This window comes from Paenibacillus gallinarum, assembly GCF_014836635.1.
Classification (GTDB): Bacteria; Bacillota; Bacilli; order Paenibacillales; family Paenibacillaceae; genus Paenibacillus; species Paenibacillus gallinarum.
In genome coordinates this window covers 31,237-44,502 of sequence record NZ_JACSQL010000019.1, presented here as the reverse complement: position 1 = coordinate 44,502, position 13,266 = coordinate 31,237, and the positions used below count along the sequence as shown (strand labels likewise).

The following is a 13,266-nucleotide window of genomic DNA, read 5'->3' as shown; positions in this document are numbered from 1 at the left end:
TATTAAACTAAAACGGGAAACATAGTTCAAATCAGAAAGATTAATAGCGAAGTGTAGATTTTTAAAAAGGAGGCTCCAGATGGAAACTAATCAATCCATTCGCTTGGCAGTCGAAGAATCTATACAGTTTCTTGAGCATGAACCGAATTTTACTATGAATCACGGCGGGTACACTCGTCAAAAATGGGATGGAGCTTGGTGGCATATGGCTGCTCTTTATGAAATGGGTGAGGTGAAACGAATCCCCCATTCCGCTATTGAAAGAGCAAAAAAACTACTCAAAAACCAGGTCTGGCGAACTTTCATTATAACTCCTGAGGACCATCCAACAAGTGATAGTGATAAGATGAAGATGGATTGCTGCCACTGTGAGCTTGCCGTATATTATATGATTCTCATGGGGTATGGCTGTGATTTGGACAAGGAACTACCTTGGATCCGTGAATGGCTCTTAGAGCATCAGCTACCTGATGGTGGACTAAACTGCGATCCTGAAGCTTATACTCATTCTCGAAAAAGCTCTATTGTTTCCACATTACCTCCGCTTGAAGCTATCTTATGGCATACCAACCGCGAATTTACTGAACAGGAAGCTCATTTTTTAGACGAAGGCGCACGCTATTTAATTGAGCATCGTCTTGTATGTTCTAAACAAGATGGAAGCGTCATTGACATGGAATGGCTGAAGCCTTGTTTTCCTAGGTTTTTTGAATATGATATTTTGCGCGGCATGTCCTTCTTAGCAGAATGGTCCCGGCGTAGAAACAAACCATTACCCGTCGAGCTGTTTAGTGAAGGGTTAGAACGCTTGAATACATCAAAGGCTGAAAAAGGTTTGAGAATTGGTAGACAAGTTTTTGATCCACAAGGTCCGTGGGGAGGATATACCTTTCCTTTATTAGAAGCAGTTGCCGGTATTGGTGTTGTTTCGCCTTATCTAACCAAACAATTAGATCGAGTGATCGAAAGAATGGAATCGGAGCATCTCAATGCAAGACTAAAGTAATAGGGGAGAAACCATGGTAGATAAGGAATTGTATGTATATCACATTGTTACTAAGAAAAAAATGTCTCTGGGACAGTTCATATGCTTTGATGACAACCAAAAAAATGCCCTGTATCACTTCTTTTTTGAGAAGGAACGTTTGAATTCCAAAGGCGAAGACTTTATTCAGATTCTAAATGGTCATTATACAGCTGACGGTTTAAAGATGGATAAAGAAAATGCGGAAGTAGCAATAAGTTATGTAGGACAGACAATGAGAGCTATTAGGGAAGTTATCGTTGAAATGGTAAGACTACAAGAATATCCTGAATACCCATCAAGATTGTCTTGTTTATACGCTGCTAAAAGCTATGAAGACGCTTTAAAATGGAAAGATATATTTGATTCATATAACCGAAACGTTTTACAACTTGTTAAACTGCGGGTTATAGGGAGTATCTTTGAGGGTGATGGAAACCTTTTACCGAAAGAGGATGCAGTACCCTTCTCCGTGAAAATCGAACAGGCTAGGACCTATTGGCAGGGAAATGCCAAAAATGAACTCCCTGAGCTTTTGATTAATGGAAAAATTGAAGTCGTTGAAATTATTGAAGATTCCTGCGCGAATTTATAAACGTTTACTGATAGTTACACTATGCTGTAACAAGCAGGTGGGTATTGTTACTACCAAATAGATGGAGATACATTATCTTCGGCATGCTGACTTTTTCGTGCAGTAAATGCTAGGTAATCATTTCTTATCTACGATAAATTGATATGGAAGGGAGGGGAAACGATGGATTGGTTAGACAGGATGAATAACGCCATGGATTATATCGAAACAAATCTAGCGGACAATATCTCCTATGATGAATTAGCACAGAGAGCCTGTTGCTCTACTTATCATTTTCAAAGAATGTTTCCGTTTATTACAGGAGTATCGTTATCTGGGTATATTCGACGTCGACGGTTGACATTGGCAGCATTTGAACTTCAGACCACGGATGCAAAGGTTATTGATGTAGCTATGAAATATGGATATGATTCGCCAGAAGCATTTGCACGGGCGTTTAAAAATCTTCATGGGATCATGCCGATATCTGCGCGCGATAAAGGTGTTTCTCTAAAAGCCTATCCTCGAATGTCCTTCTCTATTTCAATAAAAGGAGATATCGAAATGAATTACCGAATTGAACAAAGAGGGTCTTTTGAGATGTTTGGAGTTTATGGTCTCATTAATTCCGATAGGAAGATAGCTTTTTCTGAAGTTCCTAAGTTCCGTAAACAATGTGATGAGGATGGCAGTGTTGATCTGATGAACGAATTGTTGGGCCGCTTTACAGACACGATGTTGCATGCTGCCTTATATGATGATAATGGAGATTCTTTCAAGTATATGGTATGTTACAACCTACCTAAGGGACTTGAAATCCCTGACAACTTCACAAAACTGTCCGTTCCTGCTTCAACTTGGGCTATTTTCTCAGAGCCGCAATGTGACTTACAAAAGCTATGGGATCGAATATATTTCGAGTGGTTTCCGACATCGGAGTATGAACAGATTGAAGCACCAAGTTTTGAAATGTACTATGGACCGGCAGGGCACCATACAGGGGAGATTTGGATTCCAGTAAAGAAGAAATAGCTTTTTATTTCATAATAAGGCAGGTCAGAACACCGAAATCTAAGGAGGACGTCCGCAACGTTGTGGACGTCCTCTTTCTCTTTTTATTGGTGAACGTTTCTAAAATGGTAATGTGAATATTGCGCTAATCGGCAGGATAGCTCAATGATTTCTCGAATAATTACAAATGGAATTATATATAAACTTCGTCGTTGTACATAACAATTACCTAATATCTATATTAGGAGGAAAAATGATGATAGAGTTAAGAAAAATTACATTTGATAACTTCAATGAATGTATCAATCTTAGGGTGGAAGAAGATCAACAAAAATTCCTTGCCACGAATATGTATACGCTCGCCGAATTATATGTAGTTAAAACAAATAATAGTAGTTTTATTCCGATGCCGTATGCTGTTTATCATAGTGATACGATGGTTGGTTTTATAACAATGTCTTATGTAATTTCACAAAATAATCAAAACAAAAATTACTATGACATTTATAGATTGATGATAGATAAAGAATATCAACAAAATGGATATGGTAAAAAAGCAATAGTAAGGGCAATTGAATTAATTAAGACTTTTCCGCATGGCGATGCTTCGAAAATAATAATTGTCTATGGAGAGGAAAACAAGATAGCAAGGAAACTCTATACGTCACTTGGTTTTATAGAAAATGGTGAGAGAGACGAAGATGGGGATATACTTGCTGAGTATATCCTATGAATATTAATTAATAAAAATAAGGAACTTGCGTTGGCTAACATAAATTGAATTTACAACAGGCTTCCGAGATCATCGGAAGCCTGTTCGTCTAACCGGCAGTTATGCGTAACTTCTAGGGAATGTAAACATCTAAATAACGTAAGGAACGAGGAGGCAGACAATTCATGGGGGGAACGAATGTATGGGATGCGGAGTGGGAGGTTAACGAAGAGCAGGCGCGGACGCTGATAGGCAGACAATTCCCTCAGCTGTCATCGAAGCAAGTGAAGCGATTGGGCTGGGGCTGGGACAATACGGTTTTTCTCATCGGTGACGAGTACGTGTTCCGGTTTCCAAGAAGAACGATTGCAGTTGGCTCGATTCGTATGGAAGGGAAGCTGCTGCCGAAGCTGGAGGCATATATGACCATCCCCTATCCGAAACCGTTGTTTTATGGCGAAGCAAGTGACGAATACCCGGCACCATTTCTTGGCTATGCCTACATGCCAGGAGATTTTCCAATCGGTTTGACGGAAGAACGCCGGGTTTTATCGGCAGAGCCGTTGGCGAAATTTTTGCGGAGATTGCATGAGTTTCCGGTGCAGGCGGCGCTGAAGTGCGGAGTTCAGCAAGATCATCGAAACTTGACGGACATAGCATCGCGCAAAGTGAAATTGGAGGGCTTTCTATCGAAGGTGGTTGAACACTTGTCGCCGGAGGAGTCCGATGTGATCGAAGCGTATATTAGCAGGCTGCAAAAGGACCGTGTTGAGGCGGTGAATGCACTGCTACATGGCGATCTTCATTTCAAGAATATGCTTGTGAATGAGAACGGGATCGTTTCCGGCATCATTGATTGGGGCGATCTGAGCGTAGGCCATCCGGCTTGCGATTTGAGCGTTGCTTATAGCTTTTTACCCCCTTACGCTCGCGGCGTGTTTTTCGAAACGTACGGAGGAGCGGACGAGGAAACGAAGCTGCTGGCGCGGCTGATCGCGGTATACATCCCCATACTGATCTTAATGCAAGCGGTCGATGACGGGAATGAAGCGATTGCGGCAGAGGCGAAATCCAACATCATGCGGGCACTGTCGGATTAGGCTCATTATTTCGTTGCGGCTACGGGGCTATGGCTATCGGCACCATTTTGTCGTTTAAAGGTACGATCCGCCTTCTCTGATGCCGCTTTATGTTGAGGAACACGAAATTCAACAGAGTAAGTCGTTGCGCTAACAGGAAACGTTAGTTGAACACAGCAGGGAGCAGCTTGCCAGTTGGCAGCTGCTCCTTTTTAGTTATGCAAACCGGCAGTTTAACGCAGCAAATATACCTTGAATTTATGATACGGGTTACCGTGATGTATCTAAGCGCAAAGTACAATTTGACCACAAGATATACATATCAGTATAAACACAAACATACTCCGCCAATGTAGTGGGTTTGTGTTTATAACTTTTCTTTTATGGAACTATCGTTCCGCTAAATCAAGGGAGAGTAGTATTTCTAACATATTTCATTCCAACTCTGAAACTGATTCGCCACTAATTATCGTACCGTTATTCTTACCTTCACAAATTTCTTTCATCGAGCCTGGTTTATCGAAGTTAAACACATGCATTGGCAAATTGTAGTCTCTTGCTAAAATGAAAGCTGATTGGTCCATTACCTTTAAGTTGTGTTTTAAAACGTCGTTGTAATGAAGCGAACGAAATTTCCTTGCATCTTTATCGAATTTAGGGTCTGCATTAAGAACACCATCAACTCCTTGCTTTGCAACTAATAAAGCGTCACAATTAACCTCGATGGCTCTTTGTACTGAAGGATAGTCTGTTGTAACGTAAGGTTGACCGTTCCCCCCTGCAAAAATTACAATACAGCCTTTTTCTAGATGGTGGATTGCTCTTAGACGGATGTATGGTTCTGCAACTGAAGTAATAGGTATTGCCGTCATTACTCGTACTTCCTTTTTGATCTTGGCTTTAAGAACTCCACGAAGCATTAAACTATTTACTACAGTCGCAAGCGTCCCAATATTATCAGCTTCTGCCCTTTCTATCCCCCAGCTTTCCGCCATATTACCTCTGAAAATGTTACCCCCACCTATAACTAACGATACTTCAACGCCTAAATTTACTACTGACATAATTTCATCCGCAATATGGTCTAACCTTTCTGGTTCAAAACCAAATTCAGAGTTTCCTGCTACTGCTCCACCACTTAGCTTAACGAGAACCCTTTTGTACCTTGACAATTATTACACCCCCATAAAATAAAAACACTAAAGCAATAAATGCTTTAGTGTCCTAATGGAATGGAAATATGAAATTACGTAAGTCGACTGAATGTAAGTCTTCCGTGTCCACCTCATACTCCCACTCCTTCATGTTTTTTCCATAAAGTAATTTTACATTACGTGAAGGTAAACTGCAATTACCATAACCTACATATTTTACTTGTTAGCGTATCGCTTGGGTATGGAAATATTGCTCTAAACCATATGGGGGGGCGGCTTAAAAGAACCGTAAAAGGGTTTTTAGATGTATTCCTGATGAAGGAAGAGGGGTGGTGGTTTATATCAAAAGAGTGATTAGTGCTTTTCGAATGGGCTATAGCACACCAAGCCAGCAACTTGAAAATAAAATGTAAGCGATAACGTTGAAGATCAATATTCCAAAATATAGTGCGATATACTGAGTTTATACTAATTTTCAAGACCGATTTTATAGATACTTAGAGGGGATGAGGATACATTGCAACAGAAATTACATGAGCCGACATGGTCACGACTTGGCTTTTCTAACCCACCTGAACAGGATGCAGGTAAAGATATTGGTATTGTAATAATTGATACGATAAGACCACATAATACAATTCGTCATTTGGGGTCACGTATAAAATATATTTCAGTTCAAAACGATTTATCAGTAGAGTGTCGAGAGATTGCCTTTGAAGAGCCTAATGATTCGGATGGTGACAAAGGTGAACATGGACTAATGGCTGTACTAGCGTTATCCCATGAGCCTTTTGAATTTGAAGGAATAAAATATACAGGTTTATCACCTGCATCAAATTTTATAGTTCTCAATCATCTAGCTTTTAGCGAGGGTGAAGGAGAACGTCTAAAACGTGGTATAGACTATATTCTTGAACGAAGACAAGAATGGAACATAAAAATAATTCTAAGTATGGGTTGGCACGCATTAGATAATTCAGTTTTGTTAAAAAACACAAATGAGAACTCTACAGTTAAGGCACTAGCTTCAGCTGTTAAGAGTGGAACCCTTGTAATTTGTGCTAACGGTAATACAAGGCTAGCAAACATAATGCCCCCAATAGAATACTTAGCGGTTGGTGGCTATAACGATCATGGCTCTGTACAAATAGATGTTCATTCTACTTATCCAGATGAGCCGTGGGGAAGGAATGGCGATGGACATATTAGACCAGATGTTTTAGCGCCAAGAGTTTACTTACCAATTCCTTATTGTGAAACACTGGAGAAACCTAATGAATTATCGTATTTTTGGGGAACTTCTGGGGCATCCACGCTTGTAACAGGGGTATGCGCATATTTACTTTCTAAATACCCTAATCTCCAGATAGACACATTACGAAATGCGTTAGTTGATTTTGGAATCCCTTTAGTTGGCTATGATAACCTAGCACCAAGGGTTAATGTTTCGAATGTAATTAAAGCACTTAACGATGGCTACCAAAAAAGAGGTGTTCCACACCATTTTTCCCCAATTGATATTCAAGATCCATACATATCAATTATTTCGAATGACCCCATAGAGAGAGGACTAGCCTTCTCAATATTGGTTAAACAAGAACGATGTAGTCGTGAAGAGTTATGGGAATTTGCACATGATGATTCGCCTGTGGTAAGAAAAATCGCTATTTGGGCTTTGCAAAAACCAAAAGATGCTAATGAGCGTAAGTTATATTGGGAAAATTTAAGTAAAGAGAAAGAAGGTGGGGTGCGTGGTTGGTATGCGTATGGATTATTACAAGATGCAACGAAAAATGAGGTAGACTTCTGGATTACCTGGGCTACAGATTTGAATTGGACTGTCCGTTGGTGTGTTAATGGATACTTAGATAAGTTTCCAGAATTCCCTAAACTGGAAAAAACTTATGACCCAGATTCAATATTCGACAAGGCGTTGCCGATTTATGAATGGTATGAAAAATACAAAGTGGATATTGAAACCCAGGTTAAATAAGAAACCACTCCATTATTAGGAGTGGTTGTGGTTTTATCATTAAATACATATGTATACCCTACGATCAAAATGTACTATGTGCTTGGGTATATTACGGTGAACCGTACAGGTGAGGTCATTACGCTAACGGGAAACGATAGCTCAATAAGAGCAAGTAAGCAGCCAATTAAAAATCCGGCTGTTTTTTTCTTTTGAGCCAACGGGTAGTACAGTTGAATGATAATAAGAAAGTTATCTATAAAGGATACGATTTGGACGAAAGAAGGGAGTTATAATCAGCCAATAAGAATGGATATGAAATTTAGAGTCTGATTCATTGACTTTCGGGGGAATTCATACCAAATTCATAGATTCGGTTCGCTTATCTTAATCGGACGGAACTAGATGTGACCATCTATTAGCTAACAACAAAATGAAACCGCTTAAAGACCGGCTGTATTTTCATTACCAAAGGGACGGGATAGTTTAATTAAAATTATTTTTTATTTACAGAGATCACTTGATTTCTATTAGAATAATATCAATCTACCTTTGGAGTGTGATCTTTAATACTATGGATAAGAAGATTAAACAGCTATTCAAACAAGATATACTGAAACAAGCAGCGGAACAATATGGAGTTCGTGAAGACTCATTGATCAAATTAAATGGGTTTCAGAATTTTGTTTATTCTGGGGTGGCTGGAGAGCAAGAAGTTATACTAAGGATTGCTCATATCTCTCATCGAGATGAATTATTAACGAAAGCGGAATTAGAGTTCATCATGTTTTTGGCTGATTCCAATGTAAAAGTAGCGAAACCGATTCAGTCTTTAACTGGGGAGCTTATTCATGTTATTGATGATGCTTTCGTTGTGACTGCTTTCGAAAAAGTCGCTGGCAGAAATGCGAAAATTGCGGAGGATAGCAATACTTTTTATGAGAATATAGGTCAATTTGTTGGTAAAATTCACAAGTTTTCTCATCACTATACTCCAAAGCACTTACGTTATGAATGGAATGATAATGCTTTACTAGCCTCATTTAAAAAATATTGTCCGTCAGAATTACATAACAGCTTCGATCGTTTGATTGGGGAAGTTAGCTCTCTTACTAAGGATAAAGATACATACGGACTTATTCATGGGGATATTAGTAGCGGTAATTATCTAAATGATGGAGAGAAGGCTCATATTATCGACTTTGACGAGGTGGAATATAACTGGTTTGTATCTGATATAGCTACACCATTATTTTACGAAATACCGATTCCATGGGTAGTGGAGGGAGAGGCAAGAAAGGAGATTACAAAACGTTTTTTTCCAACTTCTTGAACGGCTATTGCAAAGAAAATACGATTAGTCCCGTATGGTTAAAGAAAATACCTTTATTTATTGACTTAAGGCAAGCCAGAGTTCTATCTGCACTGTATAGAAGCAGAGATTTTAATGCTCCAGATTGGAGTGAATGGGATGAACAAGCTCGTCGCTTCTATTATTCCAACTTACTAAATAACACTCCCTATATTGACATGGATTTTTCACGATTGTAAGAGTGCTTTCTATTGAACTTACAGAAAACATTAAATATAGAAGTGTATTTTTGAATCAGTTCGATTCTGATGCTGAAATCATTACGAAATGAAAATTATTAAGCTTATGGAGAGGATACTACCAATATAAATGGAACTCTTATAGATATCGGATATTTTTTAGGGAGGGATCGATTAATGGAATTTAGAGAAATAACGTGGGATAACTATATTGAATGTATTGAGCTACAAGTTACAGAGGAACAGAAACGCTTTATCTCTTCTAATCAACATGCACTCGCAGAAGCTTATATTGCCTCAAAAGAAGGACAGGTCATTATTACATTTGCGATTTATAAAGACGAAAAAATGGTCGGTTTTATAAGCATGTATTATGACGATGGTGATGGAAATTTTGAATACAGCAGCTATGGAGTTTTTAAGTTTATGATTGATAAGCGATACCAAGGCAAAGGGTATGGTAAAGAGGCTATGGTAAAAGCGATAGAATTTTCAAAATCATCTCCTCATGGAAAAGCTAGGGTCGTTGAACTTACATATAAACCTGAAAATGTAGTATCCAAAAATTTATATTCATCACTAGGCTTTGTTGAGACAGGGAATACCCATCCTTCGGGTGAAGTATACGCTGAGTTTGTCCTGTAGTCGTGACAGATTAGGCTTACTGTGTCGGGAAAAGAGATAACGAGCTTACTCTAGACGTTAACATTACGAAACTGGGCTTAGTGATCAATACTATACCAAGTGGACACTCCATTTTCCCGATAGCCAAGTAATTCTGTAATACGCCCTGCACCTGATATTCTTTCTTCTTCGGTAGTATATGAAAGGTGTTCAGAGTGAATTGGTTCGTAATCTGTCTCGTTTAGTGATGCCAGATAAAAGTATGTATTATCGTAAATCGCGTGGGGAGACAACTTAATTATGTTGATGACCTTTCTTACATCATCTTGATAATATCGTTCATGTACATTGGCTTTTTTATATTTAAATTCTATAACAGCTAATACTTCCTGAATTTCATTCGTAGCGTTCAGTTTTACCACAGCAAGATCTGCTCTGCTATTAGGAGAAATCATGTCTCTATAATGCAATTCCGTATAAATTCTTATATTTTGCTCGGTTAGAATATTAGCAAGTGATGAGCGAAGATGAAAATAAAAAGCGTTCTTTAAAGAATCTTCTCTTAATAGGTAATGTTGGTCATAATCCTTAGAAATGCTGTGTTTCCATATATTTTTTATAGTCGCATGGATCATATTTTTGATCATGATTATAACCTCACAATACGGTTGTTTATGCTTTAAAATAACATTTATGAATGCGATTTCTCTATTTATATCGGCCATTTAATGGCTCTTATTAGAGCTATAATTTATTCTTAAAGTGTACCAGCAAAATATACAATAATCACCTTTTATATTAGAAGTAGGAATTGGAGAGCCACATTATGAACAGAGTACAACATGAAGTTCCTTTGAGATGTAAAGGCGTTGCAGTAGTACTACTTAAAAACACACCCTGTGGTTACAAAGTGCTGTTATTAAAGCGAGCTACTTCTGTATTACGAGATATTTGGTGTTATATTGGCGGCGGTATTGAAGAAGGGGAAAAAGCCTGGGAGACTGCGCTAAGAGAAATTCGTGAAGAGACAGGTATTACAAATGTTTCCCTTTTTACTTCAAATAAGTTCGATCAATTCTACTCTGCAAAAGAAAATTACATTTATGTTGCGCCGGTATTTGTGGGATATGTGGATGATGATCAAGAAGTGATTTTAAACAATGAACATAGTGATTACGAATGGTTGACATTTACTGAAGCCATAGAAAGAGTTAGTATACCCGGTAATGATGACGTTCTTACATTTATCGAGAAACATTTTGTAAGAAACTCTCCTATGGAATTTTTACGTATAGGAATGTAGTCTTTAAGAGATAAATATCGTCCCTCATGTTCTATAAATGTCGTTATATGCATTATGTTGACGGTTTTGGTCGTATGCATTTTGTCATGTTATGATTCTTTTTGCATGATTACCTGAAAGGAATGTTAAATGAATGAAGAATAAAATCATAAAGATGATTGGAACAACTGTATTGTCTATCTCCCTTATAACTGGAATTGCTAGTTTTTCTTTGGCAAGTAATGACGATGTTAGTCCCGAAGAAGGCAATGAAATCAATGAAGTTAGCCCTTATTCACTCAAAGATATATTAAATTGGGTTTTAGAGCGTGATACCGTGGACCCTGTAACCGATTATTTTGTGTCAATTGGATATCCCTATATAAAACTTGATGCAAAAAATACAGGTGCACAGCCTTTTAGAATTGAAGTAAAGCACAACAGTAAGAATACTATTATTTTTAATGAAACAGTTGAAGCAGGTGAAACAGTAGAATTTATAAACAATGATAATATGCCACCTGTTCCTTCAGGTGCTTATACAGTGAATATTTACGGTGGATCAGGCCTACCCAAGGGACAAGTTGTTCTGATAAGTTCTGACACTAGGTGGCCTTAAAAAAGAGATTCAATTAAACGATCCACCAGCCGAATTTGAGGAGGCTCGTTCATTAATTAGGATCTGAAAAGTTGCTATTACATCTTTAATCGTGAGGATTAAGTACGAACTCGAGCTCACAACTCCATAATACAGCGGCAGCCGGTTAGTAACCAGCTGCCGCTGTATTCGTATATCGTCTCATTTCTTCTGTTTCAGAATATACTGCATATATTATAAATACACCCTCCATATCACTGAGTAATTGTCCGTTTTTCTAAACTCAAAACAACCCATTCCGATCCCCTTCGAATATCTCGCTTTTTCGTTTAGAGGAATGAGTAACGAAAGTAGGATGGAAAGACCGATACCATTGAAGACAGAATATGAAAATTAAAACAAGATCGATCAAATCACCCCCATAATACATTAATAAACCACCAGTTTGGCCTTGATCTAGAGGGATTCCTTCAGGAGGATTTGCATAAATCCTCTTCGATAATATTCCGTGACCTGCAAAGGCCACGATCATCGTAAGAGACCGGAAGGTATAGCTAGTGCGATGCGGGATAGGTTCCGTATAGATCATGGAAGCCGTAAAGAGGTAACCAGCAGCAAAGACATGAAAGTGAACCAAAGTATGAATAAGCATACTATATTGCATCGCAGTATAGAGACCCGTACCGTATATTAGCCACAGTCCACCGATATTAAGAATGGCTGCTGATATGGGATGGGTTATTAATAATAAGGGTCTGGATCTTAGCAATCGGGTGACTCGTCTTGCCCAGTATACTTTCATTGTCCGAAGAGCAAGAGTGAGTGGCGAAGACAAGACGATGAGCAGTGGTCCTAACATACCTAAGAGCAAATGGCCCAGCATATGTGCCCTAAAGTCTAGATGTGCCCAATCAGCGAGCGGACCTGTAACGGCTGACGCCGAGCACAATACACCGATTATGAAGCAAGCATAGCGATAAGTTGGCCACTGCCTGCAGCGCCGATTAGAAGACCAGGCAGCATAAAAATATAGTGCGAATGCTGTTACAGTAATTAAGACCGGAATAAATAAAGATGAACCTAAGTCGAGGGTACCGCTATGTGAATGACTCATATGGTGGTTAGTCATAATAAACTTTTCCTTCCGAAGGCATTCGTTTCGGACTCGTATGTATCGTAATAACAATTCCGACAATTAATAAAACGAGGGCTGAAATATTCCATACCAAATCATATGGGATAATATCAACATGATAACGAATCTGGTGTAATCGCATAATCTTATGCTGAATAATACCGTCATAAAGTTGGAAAGAACCTGCCCCTAGCAGAATCCCTCCAATCCACCTGCGTGGCGAGAAAGAATCTCGTCGTCTAAGGTCAGCGAGCATGAATGAAGATCCTATGGTTGCAAAGAAACTAAAGGCATGGAATAAGCCGTCGGATACAAGGCCAATGTCGCTGGTGGACTTATCATAAAAGTGGTGCCAGTGCAAAAGTTGGTGGAACACCACCTCATCTATAAAAGCTATGACACCGAAGCCGAATAAAATTCCTGACCATAAATTACGGGACGAGTAATTATGTCCGGTAGAACTATTTATCCTTATTTTCTCATTCCCCATGATTGAACCCCTTTTTTACATATTAGTTATGCTTGAATTCTTCATACATCTATTGATAGT

At 38.7% G+C, this 13,266-nt stretch carries 15 protein-coding genes; 11 read left to right on the top strand and 4 right to left on the bottom strand.

Going from position 1 to position 13,266, the window contains the following annotated elements; all coding sequences use genetic code 11:
* The first annotated feature begins 79 nt into the window (after positions 1-79).
* The 5 genes from H9647_RS23635 (at position 80) to H9647_RS23615 (ending at position 4,421) form a co-directional block, all read left to right on the top strand.
* The gene (locus H9647_RS23635; protein ID WP_191804665.1) at positions 80-1,006 is read left to right on the top strand and encodes a prenyltransferase/squalene oxidase repeat-containing protein; all 927 of its coding nucleotides are present in this window, start codon (positions 80-82) and stop codon (positions 1,004-1,006) included.
* A gap of 13 nt (positions 1,007-1,019) precedes the next feature.
* On the top strand, positions 1,020-1,619 hold the full coding sequence (locus tag H9647_RS23630; protein WP_191804663.1) for a DUF2441 domain-containing protein: 600 nt from the start codon (positions 1,020-1,022) through the stop codon (positions 1,617-1,619).
* Between the two features lie 162 nt (positions 1,620-1,781).
* Positions 1,782-2,630, top strand: a complete 849-nt coding sequence (locus tag H9647_RS23625; RefSeq protein ID WP_191804661.1) for an AraC family transcriptional regulator — start codon at positions 1,782-1,784, stop codon at positions 2,628-2,630.
* 232 nt (positions 2,631-2,862) lie between these two features.
* Positions 2,863-3,342 (top strand): GNAT family N-acetyltransferase, encoded by a 480-nt coding sequence (locus tag H9647_RS23620; RefSeq protein ID WP_225229535.1) that lies wholly within the window; start codon positions 2,863-2,865, stop codon positions 3,340-3,342.
* 164 nt (positions 3,343-3,506) lie between these two features.
* Entirely contained in the window at positions 3,507-4,421 is a 915-nt protein-coding gene (locus tag H9647_RS23615; RefSeq protein ID WP_191804659.1) for a phosphotransferase, read from the top strand.
* 413 nt (positions 4,422-4,834) lie between these two features.
* On the opposite strand, the gene pyrH is transcribed toward H9647_RS23615, so the two are convergent.
* Positions 4,835-5,572, bottom strand: coding sequence for a UMP kinase (gene pyrH / locus H9647_RS23610; RefSeq protein ID WP_191804657.1), 738 nt, complete (start codon positions 5,570-5,572; stop codon positions 4,835-4,837).
* Positions 5,573-6,071: 499 nt separating this feature from the next.
* Here pyrH and H9647_RS23605 point away from each other — a divergent pair, with 499 nt between their 5' ends.
* The 4 genes from H9647_RS23605 to H9647_RS23590 all read left to right on the top strand — a co-directional run bounded on the left by H9647_RS23605 (position 6,072) and on the right by H9647_RS23590 (position 9,722).
* Positions 6,072-7,547, top strand: coding sequence for a S8 family serine peptidase (locus H9647_RS23605; RefSeq protein WP_191804655.1), 1,476 nt, complete (start codon positions 6,072-6,074; stop codon positions 7,545-7,547).
* Positions 7,548-7,574: 27 nt separating this feature from the next.
* Complete coding sequence (locus H9647_RS23600; RefSeq protein ID WP_191804653.1) at positions 7,575-7,742, top strand: hypothetical protein; 168 nt, start codon at positions 7,575-7,577, stop codon at positions 7,740-7,742.
* 358 nt (positions 7,743-8,100) lie between these two features.
* Positions 8,101-8,859, top strand: a complete 759-nt coding sequence (locus tag H9647_RS23595; protein WP_191804651.1) for a phosphotransferase enzyme family protein — start codon at positions 8,101-8,103, stop codon at positions 8,857-8,859.
* Positions 8,860-9,254: 395 nt separating this feature from the next.
* Positions 9,255-9,722, top strand: coding sequence for a GNAT family N-acetyltransferase (locus tag H9647_RS23590; protein WP_191804649.1), 468 nt, complete (start codon positions 9,255-9,257; stop codon positions 9,720-9,722).
* A 77-nt stretch (positions 9,723-9,799) separates the two neighbouring features.
* Here H9647_RS23590 and H9647_RS23585 read toward each other — a convergent pair whose 3' ends face one another.
* Positions 9,800-10,348 carry a hypothetical protein gene (locus H9647_RS23585; RefSeq protein ID WP_191804647.1) on the bottom strand — a complete coding sequence of 183 codons (549 nt, stop codon included), beginning with the start codon at positions 10,346-10,348 and terminating at the stop codon, positions 9,800-9,802.
* A gap of 179 nt (positions 10,349-10,527) precedes the next feature.
* On the opposite strand from H9647_RS23585, the gene H9647_RS23580 reads away from it, so the two are divergent.
* Complete coding sequence (locus tag H9647_RS23580; protein WP_191804645.1) at positions 10,528-11,004, top strand: NUDIX hydrolase; 477 nt, start codon at positions 10,528-10,530, stop codon at positions 11,002-11,004.
* A gap of 133 nt (positions 11,005-11,137) precedes the next feature.
* Positions 11,138-11,602, top strand: a complete 465-nt coding sequence (locus H9647_RS23575) for a hypothetical protein (protein WP_191804643.1) — start codon at positions 11,138-11,140, stop codon at positions 11,600-11,602.
* 262 nt (positions 11,603-11,864) lie between these two features.
* Here H9647_RS23575 and H9647_RS23570 read toward each other — a convergent pair whose 3' ends face one another.
* Positions 11,865-12,695, bottom strand: a complete 831-nt coding sequence (locus H9647_RS23570; RefSeq protein ID WP_225229534.1) for a cytochrome c oxidase assembly protein — start codon at positions 12,693-12,695, stop codon at positions 11,865-11,867.
* Between the two features lie 7 nt (positions 12,696-12,702).
* Positions 12,703-13,206 (bottom strand): DUF2243 domain-containing protein, encoded by a 504-nt coding sequence (locus H9647_RS23565; protein ID WP_191804638.1) that lies wholly within the window; start codon positions 13,204-13,206, stop codon positions 12,703-12,705.
* Between the last annotated feature and the right edge of the window lie 60 nt (positions 13,207-13,266).

Bases quoted from the DNA above. Each gene is read 5' to 3' on its own strand.
- H9647_RS23620 (WP_225229535.1), top strand. From the start codon at position 2,863: ATGATGATAGAGTTAAGAAAAATTACATTTGATAACTTCAATGAATGT.
- H9647_RS23585 (WP_191804647.1), bottom strand. From the start codon at position 10,348: ATGATCAAAAATATGATCCATGCGACTATAAAAAATATATGGAAACAC.
- H9647_RS23625 (WP_191804661.1), top strand. From the start codon at position 1,782: ATGGATTGGTTAGACAGGATGAATAACGCCATGGATTATATCGAAACA.
- H9647_RS23595 (WP_191804651.1), top strand. From the start codon at position 8,101: ATGGATAAGAAGATTAAACAGCTATTCAAACAAGATATACTGAAACAA.
- H9647_RS23570 (WP_225229534.1), bottom strand. From the start codon at position 12,695: ATGAGTCATTCACATAGCGGTACCCTCGACTTAGGTTCATCTTTATTT.
- H9647_RS23615 (WP_191804659.1), top strand. From the start codon at position 3,507: ATGGGGGGAACGAATGTATGGGATGCGGAGTGGGAGGTTAACGAAGAG.
- H9647_RS23575 (WP_191804643.1), top strand. From the start codon at position 11,138: ATGAAGAATAAAATCATAAAGATGATTGGAACAACTGTATTGTCTATC.
- H9647_RS23590 (WP_191804649.1), top strand. From the start codon at position 9,255: ATGGAATTTAGAGAAATAACGTGGGATAACTATATTGAATGTATTGAG.
- H9647_RS23630 (WP_191804663.1), top strand. From the start codon at position 1,020: ATGGTAGATAAGGAATTGTATGTATATCACATTGTTACTAAGAAAAAA.
- H9647_RS23580 (WP_191804645.1), top strand. From the start codon at position 10,528: ATGAACAGAGTACAACATGAAGTTCCTTTGAGATGTAAAGGCGTTGCA.
- H9647_RS23565 (WP_191804638.1), bottom strand. From the start codon at position 13,206: ATGGGGAATGAGAAAATAAGGATAAATAGTTCTACCGGACATAATTAC.
- H9647_RS23635 (WP_191804665.1), top strand. From the start codon at position 80: ATGGAAACTAATCAATCCATTCGCTTGGCAGTCGAAGAATCTATACAG.